This window comes from Mucilaginibacter conchicola (assembly GCF_003432115.1).
Taxonomy (GTDB): Bacteria; Bacteroidota; Bacteroidia; order Sphingobacteriales; family Sphingobacteriaceae; genus Mucilaginibacter; species Mucilaginibacter conchicola.
Genome location: NZ_QWDC01000003.1, coordinates 711892 through 736768 on the forward strand (window position 1 = coordinate 711892; position 24877 = coordinate 736768).

The following is a 24877-nucleotide window of genomic DNA, read 5'->3' on the forward strand; positions in this document are numbered from 1 at the left end:
TTTTTCCGGTACTGACCGGGCTTATAAACGTTCATCATCAAATATAAATACCGCTATGAAAATCTCTGAAAAACTAATGAGACCGGGCATGTTCGTCCTGGTGCTTTTGCTAACCCTTTTTGCTGCTGCAAACCCGTTGGCGGCACAAACTGCGCCTGTTAAGAACATTGTTATCGTCCATGGTGCTTTCGCCGACGGCTCCGGCTGGCGCGGTGTCTTCGATATTCTGAGTGCGAAGGGCTACAATGTGACGATCGTTCAGAATCCGCTGACCGGGCTGAAGAACGACGTGGACGCGACGAAAAGAATACTTGATAAGCAGGACGGGCCGGTGATCCTTGTCGGCCATTCCTGGGGGGGCGTGGTCATTACCGAGGCCGGTATGCATGAAAAGGTCGCAGCGCTGGTGTATGTTGCCGCTTATCAGCCTGATAAAGGAGAGAATACGCTTAAATGGGCGACCTCACTTCCCGCGGCTCCGGAGAACGGAATCTTACCGCCGGATGAACAGGGTTTTGTCTATTACGATAAAAGCAAATTCCGGGCTGGTTTTGCGGCTGATCTGAGCAAAGCGGAGACTGATTTCCTGTTTGCTTCGCAGCAGCCTATTCTGGGAGAAAGCTTTGCGACCGCACTGACCGATGCGGCATGGCGTACGAAACCCAGCTATGGTATTGTCGCTACGGAAGACAAGAGTATTAATCCCGACGTAGAAAGGAATATGTACAAGCGTGCAAATACGAAGACCATAGAAGCGAAGGGAAGTCACCTGATATTCGCATCCCATCCTGACGTCGTTGCAGCGCTGATCATCAGGGCCGCAGGCGGAAAATAAAGATCCCGGCCGGACCTGCAGTTTACAGTGTCCGGCCGGTCTGTTTAACGGGGCATCATTGTTCTGAGTAAGAACCATGACCGGCCCGGTATTTTCTTAATCATATTATTTCAGCAAGATGTCCGCAGTAAAGATCTTTCCTTTTCCCAAAATATTTTTATTCGCCGTTTCACTATGGTGCGTCCTGACAGGAACCCGGCTGACTGTCCTCGGACAGGAATTGTCAGGCAGTTCCGGCGAGGTTGTCAAAGCACTTGGAAGGTTACGGCAGATCAATGCCGGCGTACTCAGTGTGGGTTATGCCGAGTCAGGGCCGTCTGACGGGCCGGCAGTTATTCTTCTCCACGGCTGGCCTTACGATATCCATAGTTTTTCCGCTGTCGCACCGATACTGGCCCGAAAAGGTTTCAGGGTGATCATCCCGTACCTCCGCGGCTTCGGCTCCACTGTCTTTCTTTCAGACAGGACATTCAGAAACGGGCAGCAGTCAGCGCTGGCGGTCGACGTGATCGAACTCATGAATGCTCTGCATATCCGTAAAGCCGTTATCGGAGGCTTTGACTGGGGAGCGCGAACGGCTGATATCGTGGCCGCACTGTGGCCGGAACGCTGTATTGCCCTCGTCTCTGTCAGCGGCTATCTCATCGGCAGCCAGGAAACAGGAAGAAAGCCGCTGCTCCCCGGAGCCGAGCAGGCATGGTGGTACCAGTTTTATTTTGCTACGGAAAGGGGGAAGGCTGGTTACGGGGCTAACCGCGAAGCCATGGCGAAGCTGATCTGGCAAAATGCCTCACCCCGGTGGAAATTCAGCGACAGTAGTTTTAGTCTTTCAGCCCGGTCATTTGAAAATAAAGATCATGTCAGTATCGTGATCCATAATTACCGGTGGAGGATAGGGGCAGCCAAAGGAGAGCGCCGGTACGCCGGTCTGGAAAAAAGACTGAAGGATTTCCCGGCGATCAGCGTTCCCGCTATAACTATCGAAGGAGATAACAATGCTGCGCCTCATCCGGATCCGGAAATCTACGCCAAGAAGTTTACCGGAAAATATATGCACCGGACTGTCCTTGGCGGAATTGGTCACAATCTGCCATCGGAAGCGCCGGAAGCTTTCGCACAGGCTGTGTCTGACGCCTATATGATGGCGCAGTAAACCTTGCAGGCGATATTTCGTCTGTGAACAATGTTATCAAACGATATATCGTCTTTCTGCTGGAGTTTAAAGGAATAAATGCTGATTGTCAAGTATCTAATTACCTGGCATGGTTTTTCATGTGCGCAGGCATTGTTATAAATTATAATTAGTCTAAATAAAAATGATTAAACTTCTACAAAATCAGTACGTCTGCCTATTCTTTTTTTTGTTGTGTGTTTCTTCTGTCTGTGCCCAGGGCAATAAAGGAACTGTCAGGGGAAGAGTGCTTACCTCCGAAGGAAAAGATGCCGATAATGTTTCTGTTACCGTTAAAGGGCGGGCGGCAGGTACAGCAACAGATGACCACGGTAACTTCGAATTGAAACTTGAGCCCGGAGCTTATATCCTGCTGATATCCCAGACAGGCGCAACTCCAATACAACTGGCAGCTGAGATCACGGCCGGAAAAACCACCCAACTGGACCCTGTCAGACTGGATATCAGTAACCGTGCGCTGCAGGAAGTGACCATCAGCTCCGGAAGAACTAACAAATTCACGCGTAAGGGAAGTGATTATGTTGCCAAAATACCGCTGAGTAATCTGGAGAACCCGCAGGTGTATACGAGCATCAGTAAAGAGCTCCTGCGGGATCAGCAGATCAATAACCTGGACGATGCCCTGCGTAATGCACCGGGTGTGACCAAGCTGTTCGATGCTACCGGAAGGGCCGGATCAGGTGCGACCAATTTTGTGCTTCGCGGTTTTTCTACCCAGGCAAGACTGCGTAACGGACTGGCCGGAAATATCACGACCATTGCAGATGCGGTAAATGTGGAAGCGATCGAAGTGATCAAAGGTCCCTCCGCTACCTTATTCGGCAATACGCTGACCTCATACGGGGGACTGATCAATCGCGTGACAAAAAAGCCATTCAAAGCAGCTGCTGGTGAGGTTTCCTATTACGGCGGGAGTTATGGCCTCAACCGTATCAGTGCCGACTACAACACGCCTCTGGATAGTGCGGGAAATGTGCTTTTTCGGGTAAATACTGCCTACAATTATCAGAATAGTTTCAGCGATAACGGTTACCGTAAGAGCTTTTTCCTGGCACCAACCTTATCCTACAGGGTAAATGACCGTCTTAACTTCAGCATTGATGCCGAATTCAATACGCTGCAGAGCGGGGGCAGCCAGTATTTTTACCTGTATCCGACCGTCAACGTCAGCGCATTCGGTGCAAACCGTGCAGATCAGATCCCGGTCAATTATAGAAGCACATTCTCGAACAACGATGTTATGAAAACAGGCCAGAATACCAATGTTTTCGGGCAGATGAACTATACATTTAATTCCCGCTGGAAATCACAGACGAATTTCAGCGTGACCAGCAGTACTTCGAAAGGTCCTGCACCTTATTTCTATATCATACCTGGCAGCAGTGTCAGAACGCTGACCGGCGTTAATTCCTATACAGGTCCGCTTTACCTGGAGCGGATGGTATGGTCACCTAACGGGACAGACCTGAATGCTGAACTGCAGGAGAACGTAACGGGGGATTTTAAAATAGGTAAGTTCCGCAACCGGCTGACCGTCGGGCTCGATTATTTTCACGCCCGCACGAACATCAACTTTAACCGCTTTGCTTATGTGACATCCAAAACACCGGCTACCCGGATCAACGATCTGTTTGACTTCGTTAGCCTGACGAACCCCGGTAATGCTTACTATAATTTTAACGAAAGTAAAGTAGATTCTGCATATGCCAACCGTCCCGCAGGTACCGTACTGACCACAAAAAATGATTCTTACACGTACAGCGCCTATGCTTCCGACGTTTTCAATATCACTGACAATTTTTTAGCATTGATCAGTCTGCGTGTTGACCGGTTCGACAATAAAGGCATCCTGAATAATTCAACCAACGTGGTGTCTGACGGTTACAGGCAAACGGCCCTCGCTCCGAAATTCGGCCTGGTTTACCAGGTGATACCTGAGCATGTATCGGTATTCGGTAACTACCAGTCGGGATTTACCAACAAAACAGGTACGGACTTCGAAAGCAAGCCGTTCAAACCCGAGCATTCCAACCAGGCAGAGGGTGGTGTGAAATATGACCTGCTTGGCGGCAGAATAAGCGGTACTTTGAGTTATTACCATATTAAGGTAACAGATATTGTACGCCCTTATGAGGCCAATCCTGCTTTGTCAATACAGAACGGTACACAGGTCAGTGAAGGCGTGGAGATAGAAGCTGTTGCCAACCCTTTTCCGGGTCTTAACATTATCGGCGGCTATGGTTATAATTACAGTGTATATACGAAAACCACAACGGCCCAGACCGGGCTCCGCCCGACAAATGCAGGCCCGGAACGTACCGCTAATCTTTGGATGAGTTACCGGTTCAGTAACGGCCTGGTGAAAGGCCTTGGTTTTGGTGCGGGCGGTAATTATGCCGGTAACGTTTACGCGATCAACAGCAATACTTACGGACAGTTCATTTTGCCTTCCTACACCGTCTATAATGCAGCGGTTTTTTATGACCAGGTGAAATATCGTGTGGGCTTAAAAATAAATAACGTCGGCAATAAACGTTACTGGGTCGGCAGCGGAACAATGAACCCGCAGATGCTGAGAGAGATCGTAGCCAATATCAGTTTCAGATTTTAATATATTCAGCATGTCTTCGTTTAAAAAAACGGTTTTATTCTTACATCGCTGGCTCGGGTTCCTGTCCGGGCTGGTGGTGTTTATTGTCAGTATCTCAGGCTGTGTCTATTCCTTCCAGGATCAGATACAGGATGCCCTGTTTTCCTATAGAAAGGTTACCCGCGGGAGCGGGGATGTACTGCTGCCGTCCCGACTCATTACGATCGCTAAAGAAAGATATCCCGACGGCAAGGTGAGCTTAGTGAATTATTACACCCCTGACCGTACCGCACAGGTACGGATTAACACGGGTAAAGTACAGCATTCATTGTTTATCGATCCTTACACGGGCCGCCTGGTCCATGACGATCCGGATTTTAAGCACAATTTCTTCAATACGGTAAAGAGCATACATTTTTACTGTTTTTTTCCGCCGGCGATAGGAAAAACGATTGTCGGCGCGTCGACCATCATATTTATGATCATAATGATCACCGGATTGGTTTTGTGGTGGCCCCGTCGAAAGTTTGATCGGAAGCGAAGCCTGACCATCAAATGGAAGACCAGGTGGCGCAGGGTCAATTATGACTTGCATAGTGTAATCGGATTTTATGTTTTCAGCATTAGTTTCCTTCTTGCATTCAGCGGACTTTCCATGTCATATGACTGGTTGAGCAAAAGTATCTATTGGGTAGCTAACGGAGGTCAGGAATACAAAAAGGAACTGAAGAAATATACATCGGACACTACAACCAAAGTACAGAATATCGTGGTTATACAGCCCATTGATGCCGGCTTCCTGTATGCTCGTAAAAGATCGCCGAAAACCGAAATGATGCTGATCTCTCCTGGAGTATTACCAAAATCTCCGATATCTTACACCTGTTATCCTCGGGTACTTCATTTCAGCTACAGCGATACTTATTCCATCGATCAGTACACAGGTAAAATCCTGAAGGAATTACCTAACACAAAGAAAAGTACGGGCTTAGTCCTGTTAGGAATGAACTATGATATTCACGTCGGGCAGATCGCAGGATTAAGCGGTCAAATCATCATGTTTCTGGCTGGATTGATCAGTGCTTCCCTGCCGGTGACCGGGTTGTTTATTTATTTAGGCAAAAAAAAATCGATACAACTCAGAAAAGGTAGAGGGGCGCATTCTGTCAGACAACGACGACTTGATAAAAGCTTGAATTAAAGTTCATGAAAGAAAGATCGAAGTAAATACCAGTTGCGGGTTTTTACATCAACTTCAGCAAATTGATGAGTGTCAAATGTATTGCACCTGATACCATCGAAATTGTAGATGTGCGCCATTGATGACTCAGCGATATCTCAGGTGTATAGCAACACCTGAGATATTTTTTGATGATTCATGATTTGAAAGAATAAATTAGTTTTTTCGTAAATTAACTCATGTTTTACAGATCCTCGTTATTTAGTCTCAAATATCATGGCAGTCCAAACACTACCTTTCAGCAGCCTGCTCTACATCGATAAAAAATCCGCCACACCTGTCTACCGTCAATTGGCCGACGCACTTACCAATCTGATCAGAAATTCCAAATTAAAGCCAGGGTATCAACTTCCGTCGTCCAGAGCTATGGCACTTATGCTGGAGTTAAACCGGACAACAATTGTTGCGGCTTATGAAGAATTAAAAATCCAGGGTTGGCTGGAAGTGATTGAAAGAAAAGGCATATTCGTGTCCAACAAGCTGCCAGTGGTCAAACCAAAGCCTTTTCAGAAAGAAGAAACCGAAAAGTCTTTTCCGGAAACAGAACACTACTTTTATCATCGCTTCTCTGAACCCCCTAAAGGATCACGTGAACTAAAGGCGTACCAGCTGCTGATAAATGACGGATATCCTGATCAAAGGATCGCACCCTTCGATATGATATTTAATCGTTACAAAACTCTGATACGCAGAACATATTTGCACGGTACGCTTTTAACTGAACAAGCCGCGGGAAATTCTTTTCTCAGGAAAGAGCTTGCCGATTTTATTTCAAAAACAAGGGCACTGGATATAGGTCCTGACAATATCCTGATCACCCAGGGTGCACAATTAGCGATCTTTATTGCCGCCAGAATGATTTTACGACCAGGAAGTACAGTCGTAGTAGGCGACCTTAACTATATTTTGGCAAACAGATTGTTCGAAGAACTTGGTGCTAAGCTGATCAAGGTCAGAATCGACGATGATGGGATCGATGTCGATGCCATTGAAGAAATCTGCCGTACACAGAAGCCGGACCTATTGTATCTGATTCCTCATCATCACCACCCTACCACGGTGACACTCAGTGGAGAAAGAAGAATAAAATTGCTGGATATCATCAGGAGATATAAGCTTCCGGTTATCGAGGATGACTATGATTATGATTTCCACTATGACAATAGCCCTATATTACCTTTAGCAAGTGCTGCTCATGGTGGTTATGTATTATATATTGGTTCAATATCAAAAACCTTATCACCAACCGTTCGTTTGGGATACCTCGTCGGGAGCAGTGATTTTATATGGCAGGCTGCCAAACTTAAGCAAATCGTAGACATCAGGGGAGACGTTTTATTCGAAGAGTCGATTGCTCATCTCTTCAATTCGGGTGAGATGCAAAAACACTTGCGGCGTTCTGTTGAATTATATAAACACAGAAGGGACCTGTTCTGTGACGCTTTGCAGATCGCAGCGTCTGACGTCGTAAACTTTGAGAGACCAAAAGGGGGAATGGCAGTTTGGGCAGTTTTTCCGAAAGAATATTCTGTCACGCTACTGGCAGAGAGAATGGCGGGAAAAGGGGCATTTTTAAGCGATGGCAGCATCTACCCATACAATTCCCGTATAAACGGTGTTCGGTTAGGCTTTGCGTCATTGAACCCGTCTGAAATAGCTCAATTTATGCAGACGTTAAAAGATTCCTTGTAGTTTTGGCATATGACGGTATGAAAAAAGGCCGGCAAATAATGCCGGCCTTTTGACTGATAGAATAAGATTATTTGTTTTTCTCTATCCAAGTATCAAAATCCATTTCTCCTTTATAAAAGTCGCCTGTGGGAACCAGGCAAGACTTTGGAATTTCGAAAAACATGTATTTGTCATCATCATTAGGAACGACTGTTTTTTCGATGCCCGTTGTTTCCAGATACTTAGTTACAAAGTCTGTCATTGGGGCCTTTTCAGGACCTGCAATCTCTACGATTTTCTGCTTTGGCTCACCCAGCGCGAATTGCACAACATAATTTGTTACATCCTCGGCAGCTATCGGTTGATAATCGACCGTCGAAACGAATACTTTATCACCTTCACCTTGTACGGAGATTATTGTATCGATATGTTCATGAAACTGCGTAGCACGAATAATCGTGTAAGGAATGCCTGAATTGATAATATTATCTTCCTGGTCTTTCTTGGCGCGGAGATAACCTATGTATTGTGCACGGTCGGTGCCTACTATTGATAGAATCAGGTGATGCTTGACGCCCGCCAGCTTCTCAGCGCTTGCAATATTTTTGCCGGCTGTTCGGAAAAAATTCAGAGCGGTCTCATCATCAGGAGAAGCGGAATTTGACAGGTCGATCACGACCTCTGTTCCTTCCAAAGCCTGTGCTAATCCCTCTCCTGTTAAAACATCGACGCCTGCCGAACGTGCGCCAACCACAACTTCATGACCTGCTTTATTTAATTTATAACAAACTGTTTTACCAATGAGTCCTGTGCCTCCGATTACTAAGATTTTCATAATTAATTATTTAAGTCAGCTATAATTTTTAATAGCCTGAGCAAAGTAACATCATTCAAGACATCCCGTGGTCATCCAGGACTCATATGAAAGCCAGTCCAGATCAGGACTAACCTTATCGTCCTGTTGGCTAAATATGATCGAACATAACCCTTCCGCCTGATTTCGCCCATTCATCGATTCCCCCTAACAGCGGCCTTATACGTTTCAAACCAACCTTTCTTAGCTTTTCAGCATATCGGGCAGCGGTTATTTCGTTTGGACATGAGCAATAAATGATCACTTCGTGATTACGCTGAAACCGTTCAGCTATTTCGTTGAGGTTATTATCACCGATCAGTATCGAACCGGGAATAAAGCCATTCCGGGTTCGCTGGTCTGCCGGACGCGCATCAAGTATGACCGGACCGGACTGCGCCTGTATCAGTTCATATAAGTCACTGACCGTCACACGGTCGATGTTAAACTGCCTGATAAGGCGCTTTCGCTTTATCCATTTTGCCAAAAGATATAAGCCGAAGGCAGCTGTGATGATCAGACCACCTATTTTTCCATAGTCGGAAAGCGCTGCAATTATGCTGCTGATTTCATGCCTGAAAAATGCCCCTAAAGAAACTGCACTGCCGAGATAAACGACAGCAGCGATAAATGAAAAGATCCCGAACACACTGAGCCGCATTTTGTAAACCCCTGCCACCACGGGAGCGATGGTAGACAGGCCGGGAATAAATTTCGCTAAGGTCAGGGCAGGTGATCCGAACCGTTCAAACAGGTCACCGCTGCCACTTACACAGGAATCCGGTGATATGGAGATTTTGCAAAGCCTGCCAAGGATCCGGGTACCGTATCGCTTTCCTGCTGAATATAAAATATAGTCGCCGATCAGCGAGCCGGCCGACCCTGTAAATATGAGCGCAACTATATCAGTAAGGGTCAGCGGCGTAAAAGCAGCTGTTACCATCAGAATCGCGAAAGCAGGAAGCGGAAGCCCTAAGCTTTGCAGCAGCGTGATGACGAATATCATCCACAATCCATAAGCATGTACCAGTTCGATCAATGTATCCATCTTTCACAAAATGCAGGGTGAAATTAGTTTATTTGCGGGTCTTGTTCAATGAAGGATCTTAATTTTACATAAGTCTGCTGATTAAGAATTCCGTATACAAATTTAGCCCTGTCGCCAAAGTAACTTTTTGACATTTGTCAATTTAGATCAGAATAAGCAGAACCAAAGTTCCGTGCCATCCCGACTGAAGCCCAAGTTTACCTGTCCATGCCCGCTGCTGTGCGGGCTGAAAAAAAACATCAGACTAAGTGCTCAGTTGGGCGATCCTGACGGAGAGCGCCCGCAGTAATTCTAAAGATATCTCAGCTTTGTTATCGAAACTCAATGCCTTGTAGTCTCCTGCTTCATCCGGCTCAAAGATCACAACAGTTTCATCGATCAGCACTGATATGCGATGAGTGTAACCCCACCGTTCAAACCTCGCCTTATATTCTTTTTCATGGCCCTGCCAGGTAACATTAATAACAAAAGCTTCGTTCATTTGATTTTTAAGTTGGCTGTATCGTTCACGATGATCTCAGGCTTTCCTTTATAATCTATCACTTCACCAGTTACCGTGATCGTTTTATCGTCAAGCTGTTTCCCCAGTTCTTTAGCTCTGCCTTTCAGCGCGATAGTTAACAGCTGATTCGGATACGCCGCACCCAGGTTCACCAGTACCATGCTGCCGATATCTTTTGAGCTGAATACTTTGCCGCTTACTGTAACTGTTTTCCCGGTAGCATTTTTGATATCCTCGAGTTTGATCACGGAAACATCAGCAGCACTTTGAGCCGAAGCTGTAGGGCTGCTTACCACTGCAGGAGCAGATGCGGAATTGAACAATTTGTTTAATTCGCCTGCCAGGCGGATACCTGCCTGGTCGATACGCCTGCGGGTGACCTGTATGTGTTTCTGATAATATGCGTCGCTGATGGTCTGACCCGGTTTAGCCGATCCATAAAGTTCACTGCTGATCTGGTAACTTTCCCAAAGCCACTCCATCGGGCTGTCTGCCTGCCATTGTTTTATCTGTGTTAAAGTCGCCACATCATAGTTCTTCGCAATTTCCTGTTCGCTAAGCCTTTCATGATCGATCAGCTTGCTGTCCCATAGACTGTGAAGGTTCGTGCCTTTATTGTCAAAACGAACCTGTATCGTATTGCCCCCTTTATCCTCTTTACGGCTTACATGCATCGGCTGGTGCGCGTCACCAACCAGATGGATAAGGTATTTCAGGGCTTCGTTTTTAGCCTCAGCAGATAAGTTCTTGTCTTTTAAACCCGCTTCTGTTTTCAGGATCGCTGTATAAACGTTGTTATCGCTCTGTGAAACCGCAGAAACAAAAGCCTCGTGGCTCAAACCCAGGGGCAGGTTCAGGTAATGCCAGCCAGCCGTTTTCGGGTTACGGTTCTCGTCAGCCCATGTTGCCACATCCGACATCGCCTGCCCGTTCAGATAAGCTGATACCACATAAGCTGTATTGCTCGTCAAATGTTTCTGCGCTATGGTGGCAATGGCGCGGTGCCCTTTGAAACCCCAGGAGATCAAACCTAATGCGCCGCTCAACACCGCGGCATAAAGGAAAACTTTCTTCATTGTCTTTATTGTATCTTTAATTTTATAAGCGCCACATAAGGGGCCAGATAGCTGTTCGATGTAAACGAACGGATGTCGTTTATCTTATTAGAAGCAGCGTCATAAAACACTTCCGCATAAAACCCCGAAAGACGGTGAAGCTGGACGATAAGGCCATCCGCTTCACGGTCAGCTAAAAAGGTCCCGCGCCAAACCGCTTCGGCTTTTTCCTGCAGATCCAGGTCGTTAAATTCCAGCAGAGTCATCGCCGCGAAAATACTAAATTACCATCCGGAAGGTTAAATTTATTCTGGGTTTCATCGGTTTTACAGACTTTGCGATCCGATGCTCCCAGCTTTCCTGCAGCCCCGATTTCATTAATAAAAAAGAACCATGCTCCAGCCGGACCGAGTATTTTTCGTTATGATCAGCCTTGTTACGGATGTCAAAACTCCGGACCTCGCCAAAGCTGACCGAAGCGATAACTGGTTGGCTGCCCATGATGCTCTCCTTGTCGCTGTGCCAGGCCACCGAATCATTACCGTCCCGGTAATAGTTCAGCAGTACGCTGTTAAACCGTATGCCTGAAAGCGGTTCGACCAATGCACGGACGGTCAGCAGTTCATCGGTCCAGGGCAGCGTGCCCGCGATCCTGTCCGTATGGCCAAACCAACAGGTCAGGCGCGGAGTCTGGTAGGTCTTTTTCCATAGTTTCTGCGTTGTCTGCTTCCAGGGAACAGTATCAATAAAATGTTTCAGTAAGCGATCGCTTTCAACGGCCGGGATCAGTCCCGCACGGTAGTCCAGCAAGTGCTCAGGCAACCCTTTCGTCTGTCCGGCCGGTGCGAATAGCGCCAGTTGTTCCATCAGCTTCCTTTTTTATATAAATTTTACCATATAAGCGTGATGCCTCTTCGCCGAAGAACGAAGAGTCAGGCGGTATTTCCTTTACATACAATTCAGTATCCAGGAGGATACTGAAATAAAAGTCAGCGGCAGCCTTAAATGTTTCGAGCCCGGTTTCCCCAAGGGCTTCGAATACATACAGTTTTTTGGGCACAAACCCGCCTTTGATCTCATATTCTGTAACCATCAGGTACGGCCGTCCCGCCAGATTCCGGAGCGTATTTTTCTCATTCACGCTGACCCGAAGATCCGAGGACTGGTCGCAAATCACCGTTAGCCCGTTTTCCTTTATTACTTGGTATCCCATTGCCGTCAAATTTTGTGTTTACAAATTTATGCTAAAAATATTAGCAATTGCAAAACCCAAATCATAATTTTGATGTCCCGTTTAAAAAGAGATCACCGAGATGCTGAGACAAAAACGACAACGTGAAAAAAGAGATGTGCTGGGCTTTCGTCTGCCGATGGTCACGCACGAAGAACCCGAGCTGGATATCACCGAGATCACCATTATGGATCCGGACAACACTTTTTTCATGCGCATGGGCAGCGACGCGCTGAAAGGGCATTGTATCCTCAAAGATCATATCCTCGTTATTGACCGTACCTTATCACCCGTTCCCGGCAGTATTGTCGTTTTTTATCATGAAGGGGGATTCTACACAAGGGAATACCAGCCACAAAACGGCAAACTTATGCTTAAGGCCGACTAGGCATGCGACAGCATCACCATTGAGGACAGCCAGGACTGGACCTGCTGGGGTGTGGTCATGCTGACGCTCAACCCCGTATTACAGCCACAACACAGAACAGGGAGGTACGGTCGTGTATGCGCATGTTGATATCAATAACTGCTATGTAAATTGCGAGTGCCTGTTCGATCCTTCGTTGATCGGTAAAGTAGTTGTAATCCTTTCAAACAACGATGGCTGTGTGATATCCCGCAGCAATGAGGCAAAGGCAAAAGGGATCAGGATGGCGGATGCCGAATTCATGGTCCGCAGACTGTTAGCAGAATGCGGGGCCGCTGTTTTCAGCAGTAACTATGCACTATATGCAAGCATGAGTGCGAGACTGATGAATAATTTAGCACGGTATACTTATAAACTGATGGTTTACAGTATTGATGAAGCTTTCCTGGCCCTGGCTGATATGCTCGGGATCGATCTGGAGAAGCTCGCCAAAACGATCAGCGAAAATGTGATGAAGTTCACAGGGCTGCCCATCACGGTAGGGATCGGCCCGACCATGGCTCTGGCCAAACTGGCCAACAAGGCTGCTAAAAAAGCGGGCCTGCCGTGGCTGGTACTCGATACCGAAACCAGGATCGCGGAGGCTGTCGAAAACTTCCCTGTAGAAGATGTATGGGGAATTGGTCATGCTTATTATGAAAAGCTGAAAACATATGGCATCCGGACCGCTCACGATTTCCGCGAACTTAAAGCCGACTTTGTCCGGCAGGAGATGACTGTCCAGGGCTGGCGCCTGCACCAGGAACTCTGGGGCAAACCTTGTAACGTGATCAGGGATGTCGCAGATCGCTCCAAAGGCATCGAAAGCAGCCAAAGCTTTAACAGTTACCAAACCGAACTGGCGCCTTTAGAAGAAGCTATTGCCATGCATGCCGCGACCGTTGCCCTCAAGCTCCGTCAGCAGAAAAGTATGGCTATGCAGCTGACGATTTACCTGCGCACCAATAAACATAATGTAAAACATGACCAGCATTACCCGAGTTTGACCGTGAAAATCTCCTTTGCCGCGAACAGCACGCACCAGCTGACGCTCGTCGCTGTGCAGGCAGTGAGGGCTATCTTTCAGCCAGGCTACAATTATCTGAAGGCAGGGGTCCGTGCAACAGGGATCATCCCGGAAGGCGAAGTGCAGTTCAATATGTTCAATACCTATGAGCACAGCCGCGAGCAAAAACTCTCCGAACTCATGGACGAAATGAACAGCCGCTACGGACGCGGTACCCTAAGGTTAGCTGCTGACAGTTTTGAGCGTAAATGGGCCATGAAGCAGGAATTTCTGAGTAAGCAGTACACTACTGACTGGAAGCATATCATCACGACCAATTAAAAGATGAATCAATATTCAGCGGGCAGAACTTATGAACTGCTTAAAAAAGCATTGATGGAATGGGTATGGAACAATCCCAGGCTGCTGCACAAGATCACGCAGTCAGATCTGGAACATCTTTTCGAGTTCGACCCGCAGCGCGGCCTGTCGATCGACCTGCGCCGCTTTGAATCCAAATACTATAAAACTGTATTCTATCCGCCCGAAGAAAAGAAGATACATATCGAAGAGTTTGTGCGCAAGTGCTGTGTCGTGATCCGGCAAAATCTTGGCAAAGCGGGTAAAACCGAACTGAATATCACCATTACCGTCCGCCACATGATCTCGGAGGTCAGTCACTGGCATACCTTTTATATTGAGCCGGTTCAGGATCCGGGTAAACCGGTTATATTAAACAAAAAGGAAACTGACTGGCATTACAGGTACGAAAGCTGATCTCTGATCTGCCTTTGTTCCCGCTGTAAGTCCGGAGAGCTTTAGTTTCCCGCTGATATGTAATTAGTAAAATTAAATTCCAATTAATAATTTTTCATATTTGCTAAATTTATTAGTTTTGTATTCTAATATTTTTAGCATTATGTGTGGGCATGTAGAAATAGGCGAACAAAAGGATATTAAGATCATAAAACGCGACGGCGGCAGTTACTCTGCAAAAAGTAACGCTGAAGGGAATCCCGGTTCAATGATGCCGGTTGTTACGGATGCTATGCCCGACAAGGTCCAGCAGTTCCGGTGGGGCCTGCTGACTATTGATGATGACAAGATACACAGTAAGAATAAACACGCAAGGGTCGAGTCGCTGCAGCTAGTCAGCACCTGGAGTGATCTGGTCGGAAGAAAACATTGTGTCGTTCGTATCGCTGCATTCTTTGAATACAACCGCGGCCAGGAGATCACCTATAAGATCGAGCGAAGCGACGGGCAGCCTTTCTATATCGCCTGTCTGTGGGATATATGGATGGATATTAAAAGCAGTATGCTGCTGCCTACCTTCGTTATGATCACTGTGCCGCCAAATACTGCGATTAAAGAGGTCCATGACCGTATGCCTGCAATTCTGGAAAGGTGTGACGTGAAAAACTGGATTAACAGCAACCTGAGCGGCGGGGAAAGGGTGGAGTTATTGCGAAGAAAACCCTGTCCGCCGGAAAATCTCAAAATAACAATCCATAAAAACCATAAAAACGATGTTTAGCGCTGTTGCAAATAAGTTAGGTATTACCAGTTAAGTCATAAAAATTACCATTGTTGTTCTTCTACTGCTATTAATTTTGCAGATGCTTAAAATTGCAATCATCAGTGATATTCATGGAAACCTCCCTGCATTAACAGCTGTTCTAAACGATATCGACCGAAAGAAGATCAGCCAGATCTATTGTTTAGGAGATCTGGTGGATTTTGCGCCGTGGCCCAATGAAGTTATATCTGCGATAAGGCAAAGAGAAATACCCTGTATAATGGGTAACCATGATGAACGGATTGCATTTGATCTTCCGATTGTTCCGTTAAAAAAGCATGGACCGGATGAAACCGAGGCCCGTATACTGGCCCTGCAGCTCACCAAAGAAACGATCAGTCCTGATAACCGCTCTTACCTTGGCAGTCTGCCGCGTCAGCTCATTCTCAGATCTGAGAACAGACTGAATATTCCTGATATTTTACTGGTGCACGGCAGTCCCCGCAGTAATGACGAGTACATCTATGAAAACCATCCGGCTGATGATATCCGTCTGATGTTGGAAGAGCAGAAAGCAGGTGTGCTGATCGCAGGGCACACCCATGTGCCTTATATCAGAAAAACGCCCTTCCTTGTTGTTAACGCAGGGTCTGTAGGAAGATCAAAAGTTAGCAAAGGACTTGCTGCATATCTCATTTTGACCATCGGGGATGAAATTATACCTGAGATCATCCGGATACCTTATCCGGTCGGAGAAACGATAAGTGCAATTGAACATAGCCCTATCCCTGATTTTTATGCTGAGTTTCTAAAGAATGGTTTATAATATAAGCCGTCTTGAGAGTAGCTTTGAGTCATTTATTTGAGAAAAGCTGCTGCTTTTTGCACTAATTCTATTAAAGTGTTTATTGAGGAATTTTATTAAGTCAGATAAAGCGTTGGACGTTATTTCGCCTATTATCTAAGATTGATTTTCTCACGGCAAACAACTTGTCGATCTAAGACAGACACTGACGGCTACCGGTCAACTAATCTGTCTTAATACTACGATATCAATATCAGGACATTCTGGAATCACTCATCGTGTAATCAATTCGTTAACTAAGGGGCTTTTCAACATATTCAGGAGACTATATTAAGGGCAATACATTACGCGATAGAGCAAAACCGTCTTTTAAAGCTGTTTAAAACCTGACAGGTACAATTAAAATCTCTTAACTTAAACAAGAAATTATGATATCCAAAGTAATCATTGAATCAGGATTTATCAAAATCTATGATGAGCAGGGACAGCTTACTGCTGAAAGTCGGGCTTTAAACAAAACAGTCGCGGTACATGGCACTGACTTCTATATCGTTTACAACCCGGATAATAATTCAATAGAATCCCGGACCGCATCCGGCCGGTTAATAGCTGAGATACCAAAAGAAAACAAGATCATTACCGGGATTATCGAAAACACGCTCATTGTCAGAGACGGCATATTTATCGACAGCTATGATCATAACCTGAATAAACTTTACACAAACAATTCTAATGCTGCTTTTAAGAAACTGAACGGGCAGACTTTCGCTGAATTGAGGGAATCCTTATCCCGGCATTTAAACAAGATAAACGAATTGAAAAAAGTGATGATCTCATCAGGTCAGTACGAATATCTCGCTGAACTGTCAAAAGTCACCAACCAGATCGGGCAGTTAATAAACGACATTAAAGACTGAGATCGGTACAAACACAGTTCACTAACCTTCGGTATATAAGTCCGGAAAGATAGGGCACAAAAAAGCCTTGTCAATTGACAAGGCTCCCCAAAACAGATTTTCTGTTAATTATTTCTTAGACGCATTCTTTTTGTCGGTCACATCCTTACGAAGGTCTGTAGCCAAAGCTTTGATCTGCTGCAGGGCGTTACGGAAACGGGTACCTGCCGCATTATTGTTCTTTTCGTAGAAAGCCTGGCCTTCTTTTTCTGCGGTCTCAACGAGCGCTTTTAATTCTGCTAATTTTTCCATTTTATTGAAATTGGTCTTATGCATCAATGGGATGCACTTGCAAATATAGACAATCGTATAAATTCCTGAATTAACTCATGGACGGGAATGATATATACCTTTGACTTTGCGAAACATATAGAAATGGAACAGATGTATAATTTCTTGTTATAAATTAAGAGAAATTAATAATCGGAAATCAAATTAGTTTTTAGTGTGTTGATCTATAATTGTAATCTTTTTTATGTAACCAAATTTGTTTATTTTTGTAGGTATGGAGTCTAAGCTGGAAAAATATAAGGGCATTCATCCGGGAATTATACTGGAAAGAGAACTTCAGAAACGGAATCTTAGGAAAGGCCCTTTTGCACTTTCCCTTGAGGTCTATCCGCAAACCCTGAATGAAATAACAAAGGGTCGTCGCGCTTTAACCCCTGAACAGTCACTTAAGATTGACAGGGCTCTGGCATTAGAAGAAGGAACAATGTTTTTATTACAGGCCTATTATGAGATTGACAAGGCAAGGTTGAAGCTTAACGCCGGAAATTATCCTGATCTGGGGGATATAGCGAAAGCTCTTTTCTGGGATACGGATTTTGAAAAGATAGACTGGGAAAAAAAGTATAAAACCGTTATAAGACGTGTTTTTGAACGTGGCGGAGAAAAAGAAAAAGAAGCGGTTTTACGCTTTTACGGGCAGGATAAAATCAAAGAGGTTATCGGTAAATCAATTTTTAAAGATAATCAACTCTCGATTCCGGGACATAAATTAACAAAATAAGATGTACTGGAACACCGTTGATGAAATATTGTCTGAAGCACTTAGAAAATTCATGCAGTCGAAAGAACTCATCCACTTTCGTTTGGTAGGAGGGACAGCACTTAGTTTATACCTCGGCCGTTAGACTTATTTAGTATCTCCGGAGTCTTTGATGCACGAGTCGTTAATATTAAACTGATTAAAAATACTCATCGAATTGCTAAATTGAATGCTCAGCCTTGTGAATTTATTTTGATTAGTTAGTAAAACCGGAATAGTTTGTTAGTTTTATGTTTTCAACCTTACCATGTCAGTCAAATTAGAAAAGAATCAAACCGGTATCGCAGGCGAGTTTTACGTTGCAGGCGAACTTTCAAGGTTTGGTTATAATGTCACCATAACTTTCGGAAATACTAAATCAGTCGATCTTCTTATTCAAAAAGATAACGTAGTTTTTGCTATTCAGGTGAAAGCGATACAAGCTACCAAGTCAATTTGCTGGAATATTGATAAAACTAAGGTATTCCCGAATCACTACTATGTGTTGGTTAACCTCCATGTCGACCATCCGGAAAGGAAGCCGGAGTTTTTTGTATTGACCGGCAATGAAGTGATTAGCTTGTTCAAAGATACGCCCAAAGCAGGAGGAAAAAGAGCTTATTTAGATTACAAGCATCTGTTGGGTTTATCTGTTTACAAAGACAGATGGGAAATATTCGGGCGGCCCAGTGAAATTATCTAACGACCTGCAGGCATAAATTTTACAGGTCGTCAGAGCTATCGCGTTTGGATTAGAAACCAGGAACGCTAATTGTTGGCACTTTTAATCCTTTCTAATCCGAAAAAAAATCATTACCGGCACTCTTCGTGATATCACAAAGGCTAAAGTAAATATGGTGCAACTTTCACTTTTTAATTTTTTGCAAATTTTTAATCCCTGCTGCATGAAGGTTTATCGGCGGTCTGTTAACTTAAAATTATGGGCGGAGGGTTTCCGTAGTAACTATAACAATAGTTATATCCGCTCATTACAATCTACTTATTGTTTTTATTTTTATCTGCCTTTAACCGGTTCAATCGCAATTTAACTATCCCCTTATGATTTCCGAAGAAATAATAAATGATAATGAACTTCCTTTTCGGCTTAGGTCAGTAAATGAACTCAAAGGGCTGACCTTTCTCGTTAACAGTTATCAGAGAGGTTATAAATGGACGGCGCAAGAAGCACTTGATCTTTTAAATGATATCAATGAGTTCGATACTGATTCAGGAATTTACTGTCTTCAGCCACTTGTTGTAAAAGAACTTGACACGGGTAGTACTGATCTTGCTTTTCCTGCTTTTAGTTCAAATAGAGTTTATGAACTGATCGACGGTCAACAACGGATGACAACCATCTTCATGATCATGAGCTATCTGAATGGAGCGCCTGATTTCTGCAAGATATTTTACCGGACAAGACCGGCTAGTGGGGTTTTCATTAATCAGGTTAATCAACTCCAGCATTACGAAGTTCTAAATCATTTCATAAAGGATGTTCCTAAATTAATTAATGCTTTGGATGCGCAGTGGACAGACTATCTGTTAAATCAAAGTGCGGAGTTTGACAATGTTGACAATTACCATTTTTTTCAGGTTTGGAATACAATCCGGACCTGGTTTAGCAGCAAATCCGCAGAAGAGTTAGCGATGTTCAGATCCAACCTGCTGGATTTTACCAATTTCATATGGTATGAGATCTATTCTGAAGAAACACCGGAAAATGTTTTTCTTAATATTAACAGCGGAAAAATACGGTTAACCAATGCTGAGTTGATTAAAGCACTGTTTTTGATCAGTTGTAAAGACATCTCGAACAAAGAGGTTAATGACTTCCGTCAGAATGCAATAGCACATGATTGGAATACAATTGAAAATGCACTCCAAAATCCGGAGTTCTGGTATTTCATTCATCCGAATCCGGACAAGGAACATTTCCCGACACGCATCGATATTCTTTTTAACATCATCAAAAAGAAGGAACTGAGGGACAAAAATAAAAGAGATGATTATTACACTTACAGGCAGTATGCAAATGAGCTAAAGTCAGGAAGAAAATTGGACTGGAGCAAAGTTAAAGAACTTTTTGACCAGTTAACTGAATGGTTCGATGACAGGGAAACCTATCACCGCATGGGTTTTATTATTTCTCAGCAGTTTAAAACAGTTTCTCAACTGGTCGAAATCAGCAAGGGTTACGGAAAAGAGTATTTTAAGGGACAGTTAAAGAAAATCATACATGACCGTTTTAAGTCAGTCGACGGAAAACCATCTGCGTACGGTTTAACCAATTTGCATTATAGAGATTCACCCGCTGAGACTCTCGCAGTATTGCAGTTGTTCAACATAGAGACCTACCAGCGAAGTGATGCGAATTTCAGATTTCCGTTTTATCGCTTAAAACAGCAAAGATGGAGCATTGAGCATATTCACGCGCAACAGACTAAATTGTTTACCACAGCGTATCAGGTTAAACTTTGGGTGACAGATAGTCTTAATCTTTTAAGAAATGTCCTGTTAGATCGCAAGGAACCTACTGAACAGAATTCTGCTCTTCAGAACAGGCTTACCAGTCTAGCTGATGGGTTGGGGCAAGATACCTTGAAAGCACTTCAAAAGCAGAATCTGGCAGAATTATCAGAAGAGCTTGCTGAATATTTAAATACTCACAAAATTGCCAATCTCGCATTACTGGATCTGAAAACTAATAGCGCGATTGGGAATAAACATTTTTTAGATAAGCGGCTGGTGATTCTGGACACTGACAGGAAAGGAGGGGTGACCCTTAACGGAAAATTTGAATCTGCATTCATTCCTGTATGTACAAAAAATGCATTCCTTAAATATTACACTCAAGCGACCACTGATATACAGATGGAATTTTGGGGCGCAGAAGACAGAAAAGATTATGAGGCGGCCATTGAAGAGATGTTGAGCGATTATTATAAACCCTGATGAATTTACGTATGAACCAAAATAACACTTTCTGGAAGCTGATAAACAATCACAGGGTTGAGATTCCCATCATTCAGCGTGATTACGCGCAGGGCCGGGATGAACAGGACGATCCAAAGGCAGCTCAGATCAGGAAAAAATTCGTGACAGACCTGGTTACTAACCTAGATAACCGAACAGCACCTGTGCATCTTGATTTTGTTTACGGAAAAATTAACGGAAGAATAGATGTACATACGCGGCAAAAAAACAAGACGGCAATAGACGGTCTGCTCAAATCAGTCAAAGCTTATTCAGATACACTGAAAATTAATATAAAATATGAATTTTTAGAAAAGTCTGCTACCACGGATGGGGGATCTCCTGATACGACGTTCGTGCCGCTGGATGGGCAGCAGCGTCTGACAACATTATACCTGCTGCATTGGTATCTTCTCACCAGAACGCAAAAAAGCAGAACTGCGCTTCTTAATTTTACTTACCGGACACGACCTGGCTCCGACAGTTTTTGCCGGGCGTTATCAACCGCGGATTTTCTGATAGATGATCCTTCGCAATATGGCGCGGCAAAACAAAATTTACTTTCGTCTCAAATTTCTGATCGATCCTGGTTCTTTTCCTATTGGCGTAAAGACCCGACGGTAAAAGGAATGCTAAAAGTGCTTGACGAGATTCACGGACATCTGTCATCCTATTCGATTGAACGTCTGGAGCCGATGCTGAAATCTCTGACGGAATCGGATCTTATTTCATTTGATTTTCTGGATATGGACAAATTTGAACTTACAGATGATCTGTATGTTAAAATGAATGCCCGGGGGAAACAGTTGTCGGATTTTGAAAACTTCAAGACCTGGATTCAGGAACATGTTAAAAAAGAAAATCTTAAAATATTAACTGAAGAGTGGCATAAGAGAATTGATATTCAGTGGGCAGATCTTTTCTGGCGTTTCAAGAAAAAAAACTCATTTGAAGTTGATGATCAGTATATGGCTTTTTTCAACTTGATGGCACTTAATACTTATGCTGGAACACTCGAGGTAAACGACAGTAAAATATCAGCCGCTGCCAACTTTAATTTTGACCTGCTTCGGAAAAACGATTACATATCTCCTGCCGTATATAAAAGTATCGGCTGTTTTTCGGAAACGGAATTAAACCATATTTTCTACACCCTTTCCGCACTTGAAGGCAATGGTTATCATGAACTTGAAACCATTCTTAAACCATTATATCCTGATGGTAAGGATCGGATACTGAGTAAATTGTTAGGCCCGGACCTGTTAACAATTAATTTATGGGACCGTTGTTATCTTCATGCACTAATTTGCTTTATTTCTGCCCGACGGATTAATGTTTCATCGTATTCCGATGAAGAACGGAGGCAATTGTTTGAATGGGCGCGGGTAACAAAAAACCTTATTTACAATTCAACTATAGACAGCACCCCGGACTACATCAGTGCATTAAAATCGATTATCAGATTATCCGAACATCAATTTCAGATATATAGTTACCTGGCATCGGATTATGTAGACGAAGTTTTGTTTTTATCACCTGCTCAACTTACGGAAGAAAAAGTAAAGTGCCGTCTGATAGCAGCTGACGGAGCCTGGGAAAACGAATTGATTGATGCGGAAAATCATGCTTATTTTTATGGTCAGATAGGTTTCCTTCTATTATTCAGCAGAATAAATAAGGAAGATTACTTTAAAGATTTCATACGTTATGCCGCCAAAGCTAAAGTCTTGTTCTCCGATGAGGCATTCACAGCTGATGCAAATAAATTCAGGTTGCAGCGAGCGTTATTAACGAAAGGTAATTTTCTGATCGAATCCGGCGGAAACATCAGTTTCTGCCGGTCTGTACGCGGAACTCTAAGGCAGCGTGAGGAGAACTGGCGAAGACTTTTCAGGAACAATGAAAAAAACCTTTACCTGAAAGACCTCCTCGATGATGACAGGGCGCTAATTGATATCATTAATGAATCGCCTGTTACAGACTGGAGGAGAGTATTTATCTCTGCGCCAAAGTGTATTGGCTACTGTAATCAGCGAATGATCAAAGTTCGTAATGATTCTGAAGTGACTTTACTAAGTCAATCTCAGATGAACCATTATCATACGGATCTCTATTTGTATGCACTGTGGATAATGCTGGAAAAATCCGGAACTCTTCATTTCAGTGCCTTTAACGAGCAGATCAGGCATAATGATGTTAAATCTTCTAATGAGGAACCGTGTCTCAGACTAAAGAGTTTTTCATACGGAGATTCCCTGTATACGGTTGCTGTTTATTCCGAAGGTTCTAAAGCAGAATTCAGCATAGAATTTTATAACCAGGACCAGGTAGACATCCATGATAATATTAAGACAAGTCTTGCTAACCTCTCCTTTGAAGAAAAAGGTTTGAGATATTCTAAGAATGTGGATGAGCAAACAGTTGCCGATACGCTTCGCAGCCTTTCCGACTCACTATTAAAAATACAATAAATGCATCAGTTTGAACATAAAAGAATTGACGTCGCTATTAAATGGCAAAAGCCCGTAAGCCTTGAGGAAGTAAGCGAAATTGAAGCAGATAAGTGTAAGGATACTTATTTCTATAAAATTATTGGTCGGCACAATAACAATTTCAAGCTTTTCTACATCGGAAAATGCATTGAGCAGTATGTCACCACAAGGATATTTCAGAAAGATCACTTGATCAAGCAGGCTGATTTTAAGGAAGCTCATAAAAAACATAAGTTATTGGTCAGTTTTGGCAATTTAAGTGAAGAACAAAAACTCAAACCAACAGAACTCAGTAACGTTGAGAGCCTCCTTATCTATTCACATACACATGATGATTTTTCTTACATTAAAAATAAACAATGCAGTCTGAGCCACAATGTGATCAAAAACTACCGGATTATCAATAGCGGCTGGCGGGAAGAGGGAATGTATAAGATTGTTGCGTATGGATTGTTCGTAAGGTCTTAATATATAAAGTAATTACAATGAATTTTACAGGACTTGACATCAGGCTACGGCTGGCGTATCCGCCAATCAGCAATTACGATTTTACATTTGTGCGGACGGAGAAGATAGTTCAGCAATTGCTGGCCGAAAGCATGCTTTATATAATTGTGCAGCGCCCGCTGATGACTTTTGAAAATGTTATAATTTTTGAAGATGAACTTACTTTTGAAATCCATAAGCAATCCTGCACAGAAGTGTTAATGTGTAAAATGCCGATACGACAGACGAGCCTTTTTGATGATATTAGTGCAGACCTGACAATGGAAATCGGTTGGCATGATAAAGAACGTGATCCTTCTAAATTGCCATGGACAGAAGTAGATGGTCTTAAATTTTTCCAGAACGGTGATTTTTCAAGCTGGCTTACACCGGAACGATTCATCTATCATTGGCTTACCGACAAATTAGTCGCTGACGTTAAAGGGAATTATCTGCCTTTTATTACCTACGACGTACATTATGTAGGTAAAGCAACAAATCAGCCAATTTGGAGGAGGCTTGATGGCCATAATACGCTGCAGAAGATACTGAGTATAGTTACACCGCAAGGCAGGGCTTTGCCTACACATGAACTTTGTCTGCTTTTATTTGATGTCAGTGATGTCGTTTCAGTAGGCTCATTTATACCGGATGATCCTGATAATACCCTCAGGACATTTCCAACAAAAAGTACTATAGCGCTGGACGCCGAAAAACTGCTCGTCCAGACTTTGCAGCCGGAATTTAATGATCCCTCAAAACGATTCCCTGGTTATCCTATCAGCACAGACGGATTGTCTCCTTATAATTTCGGTCATATAGTCTATCAAGTTCGTGACGAATTGCGCTTGAAAACGGCAGCCTGTACAATTTTGGGAGCAATAAATTCTGAACAGGCTGATATTTTTCATATTGAAAATAATGGTCCGGTTAAAATCACGCGTCAAACTAATTAGTTTATAAATTCACTTCCACTTATTTAAC

Annotated in this window: 25 protein-coding genes; 17 read left to right on the plus strand and 8 right to left on the minus strand. The window is 43.8% G+C overall.

Annotated features, from left to right (window positions below; translation table 11 throughout):
- The first annotated feature begins 55 nt into the window (after positions 1-55).
- From D0C36_RS19895 to D0C36_RS19915, 5 genes are all read left to right on the plus strand, one after another.
- Positions 56-835, plus strand: coding sequence for an alpha/beta hydrolase (locus D0C36_RS19895; RefSeq protein ID WP_199502065.1), 780 nt, complete (start codon positions 56-58; stop codon positions 833-835).
- A gap of 118 nt (positions 836-953) precedes the next feature.
- Complete coding sequence (locus D0C36_RS19900; protein WP_117393411.1) at positions 954-1988, plus strand: alpha/beta fold hydrolase; 1035 nt, start codon at positions 954-956, stop codon at positions 1986-1988.
- Between the two features lie 163 nt (positions 1989-2151).
- Complete coding sequence (locus D0C36_RS19905) at positions 2152-4638, plus strand: TonB-dependent siderophore receptor (protein WP_117393413.1); 2487 nt, start codon at positions 2152-2154, stop codon at positions 4636-4638.
- 10 nt (positions 4639-4648) lie between these two features.
- Positions 4649-5818 (plus strand): PepSY-associated TM helix domain-containing protein, encoded by a 1170-nt coding sequence (locus D0C36_RS19910; RefSeq protein ID WP_117393414.1) that lies wholly within the window; start codon positions 4649-4651, stop codon positions 5816-5818.
- 255 nt (positions 5819-6073) lie between these two features.
- Positions 6074-7549: an aminotransferase-like domain-containing protein gene (locus D0C36_RS19915; protein ID WP_117393415.1), complete on the plus strand. Its 1476-nt coding sequence runs from the start codon at positions 6074-6076 to the stop codon at positions 7547-7549.
- Between the two features lie 67 nt (positions 7550-7616).
- On the opposite strand, the gene D0C36_RS19920 is transcribed toward D0C36_RS19915, so the two are convergent.
- The 7 genes from D0C36_RS19920 to D0C36_RS19950 all read right to left on the minus strand — a co-directional run bounded on the left by D0C36_RS19920 (position 7617) and on the right by D0C36_RS19950 (position 12199).
- Entirely contained in the window at positions 7617-8363 is a 747-nt protein-coding gene (locus tag D0C36_RS19920) for an SDR family oxidoreductase (protein WP_117393416.1), read from the minus strand.
- 130 nt (positions 8364-8493) lie between these two features.
- On the minus strand, positions 8494-9429 hold the full coding sequence (locus D0C36_RS19925) for a rhodanese-like domain-containing protein (protein ID WP_117393417.1): 936 nt from the start codon (positions 9427-9429) through the stop codon (positions 8494-8496).
- Between the two features lie 244 nt (positions 9430-9673).
- Positions 9674-9910 carry a hypothetical protein gene (locus D0C36_RS19930; RefSeq protein WP_117393418.1) on the minus strand — a complete coding sequence of 79 codons (237 nt, stop codon included), beginning with the start codon at positions 9908-9910 and terminating at the stop codon, positions 9674-9676.
- Entirely contained in the window at positions 9907-11007 is a 1101-nt protein-coding gene (locus tag D0C36_RS19935) for a S1/P1 nuclease (protein ID WP_117393420.1), read from the minus strand. The genes D0C36_RS19930 and D0C36_RS19935 overlap by 4 nt, the downstream gene beginning before the upstream one ends.
- Positions 11008-11012: 5 nt before the next feature.
- Positions 11013-11252 carry a hypothetical protein gene (locus D0C36_RS19940; RefSeq protein ID WP_117393421.1) on the minus strand — a complete coding sequence of 80 codons (240 nt, stop codon included), beginning with the start codon at positions 11250-11252 and terminating at the stop codon, positions 11013-11015.
- 13 nt (positions 11253-11265) lie between these two features.
- Complete coding sequence (locus tag D0C36_RS19945; protein ID WP_117393422.1) at positions 11266-11853, minus strand: alpha-ketoglutarate-dependent dioxygenase AlkB family protein; 588 nt, start codon at positions 11851-11853, stop codon at positions 11266-11268.
- Positions 11801-12199: a hypothetical protein gene (locus D0C36_RS19950; RefSeq protein WP_117393423.1), complete on the minus strand. Its 399-nt coding sequence runs from the start codon at positions 12197-12199 to the stop codon at positions 11801-11803. Before D0C36_RS19950 ends, D0C36_RS19945 begins: the two co-directional genes overlap by 53 nt.
- Positions 12200-12299: 100 nt before the next feature.
- Here D0C36_RS19950 and D0C36_RS19955 point away from each other — a divergent pair, with 100 nt between their 5' ends.
- From D0C36_RS19955 to D0C36_RS19980, 6 genes are all read left to right on the plus strand, one after another.
- Entirely contained in the window at positions 12300-12605 is a 306-nt protein-coding gene (locus D0C36_RS19955) for a LexA family protein (RefSeq protein WP_117393424.1), read from the plus strand.
- Positions 12606-12717: 112 nt separating this feature from the next.
- The gene (locus D0C36_RS19960; protein WP_117393425.1) at positions 12718-13971 is read left to right on the plus strand and encodes a Y-family DNA polymerase; all 1254 of its coding nucleotides are present in this window, start codon (positions 12718-12720) and stop codon (positions 13969-13971) included.
- Positions 13972-13974: 3 nt separating this feature from the next.
- Positions 13975-14406, plus strand: a complete 432-nt coding sequence (locus D0C36_RS19965; RefSeq protein ID WP_117393426.1) for a hypothetical protein — start codon at positions 13975-13977, stop codon at positions 14404-14406.
- Positions 14407-14548: 142 nt separating this feature from the next.
- Positions 14549-15166, plus strand: coding sequence for an SOS response-associated peptidase family protein (locus D0C36_RS19970; RefSeq protein ID WP_117393428.1), 618 nt, complete (start codon positions 14549-14551; stop codon positions 15164-15166).
- 82 nt (positions 15167-15248) lie between these two features.
- Positions 15249-15974 carry a metallophosphoesterase family protein gene (locus tag D0C36_RS19975; protein ID WP_117393429.1) on the plus strand — a complete coding sequence of 242 codons (726 nt, stop codon included), beginning with the start codon at positions 15249-15251 and terminating at the stop codon, positions 15972-15974.
- A 407-nt stretch (positions 15975-16381) separates the two neighbouring features.
- Positions 16382-16870, plus strand: a complete 489-nt coding sequence (locus D0C36_RS19980; RefSeq protein WP_117393430.1) for a hypothetical protein — start codon at positions 16382-16384, stop codon at positions 16868-16870.
- Positions 16871-16978: 108 nt separating this feature from the next.
- Here D0C36_RS19980 and D0C36_RS19985 read toward each other — a convergent pair whose 3' ends face one another.
- A complete protein-coding gene (locus D0C36_RS19985; protein WP_117393627.1) occupies positions 16979-17161 on the minus strand; it encodes a histone H1 in 183 nt (60 codons plus the stop codon).
- A 253-nt stretch (positions 17162-17414) separates the two neighbouring features.
- On the opposite strand from D0C36_RS19985, the gene D0C36_RS19990 reads away from it, so the two are divergent.
- The 6 genes from D0C36_RS19990 (at position 17415) to D0C36_RS20015 (ending at position 24849) form a co-directional block, all read left to right on the plus strand.
- A complete protein-coding gene (locus D0C36_RS19990; protein WP_117393431.1) occupies positions 17415-17921 on the plus strand; it encodes a helix-turn-helix transcriptional regulator in 507 nt (168 codons plus the stop codon).
- Between the two features lie 286 nt (positions 17922-18207).
- Positions 18208-18642: a hypothetical protein gene (locus D0C36_RS19995; protein WP_117393432.1), complete on the plus strand. Its 435-nt coding sequence runs from the start codon at positions 18208-18210 to the stop codon at positions 18640-18642.
- A gap of 356 nt (positions 18643-18998) precedes the next feature.
- Positions 18999-20894 (plus strand): DUF262 domain-containing protein, encoded by a 1896-nt coding sequence (locus D0C36_RS20000; protein ID WP_117393434.1) that lies wholly within the window; start codon positions 18999-19001, stop codon positions 20892-20894.
- Between the two features lie 11 nt (positions 20895-20905).
- Positions 20906-23386, plus strand: a complete 2481-nt coding sequence (locus D0C36_RS20005) for a DUF262 domain-containing protein (RefSeq protein ID WP_158557155.1) — start codon at positions 20906-20908, stop codon at positions 23384-23386.
- Positions 23387-23875 carry a hypothetical protein gene (locus D0C36_RS20010; RefSeq protein WP_117393437.1) on the plus strand — a complete coding sequence of 163 codons (489 nt, stop codon included), beginning with the start codon at positions 23387-23389 and terminating at the stop codon, positions 23873-23875.
- A 17-nt stretch (positions 23876-23892) separates the two neighbouring features.
- Entirely contained in the window at positions 23893-24849 is a 957-nt protein-coding gene (locus D0C36_RS20015; protein ID WP_117393438.1) for a hypothetical protein, read from the plus strand.
- Positions 24850-24877 lie beyond the last annotated feature (28 nt).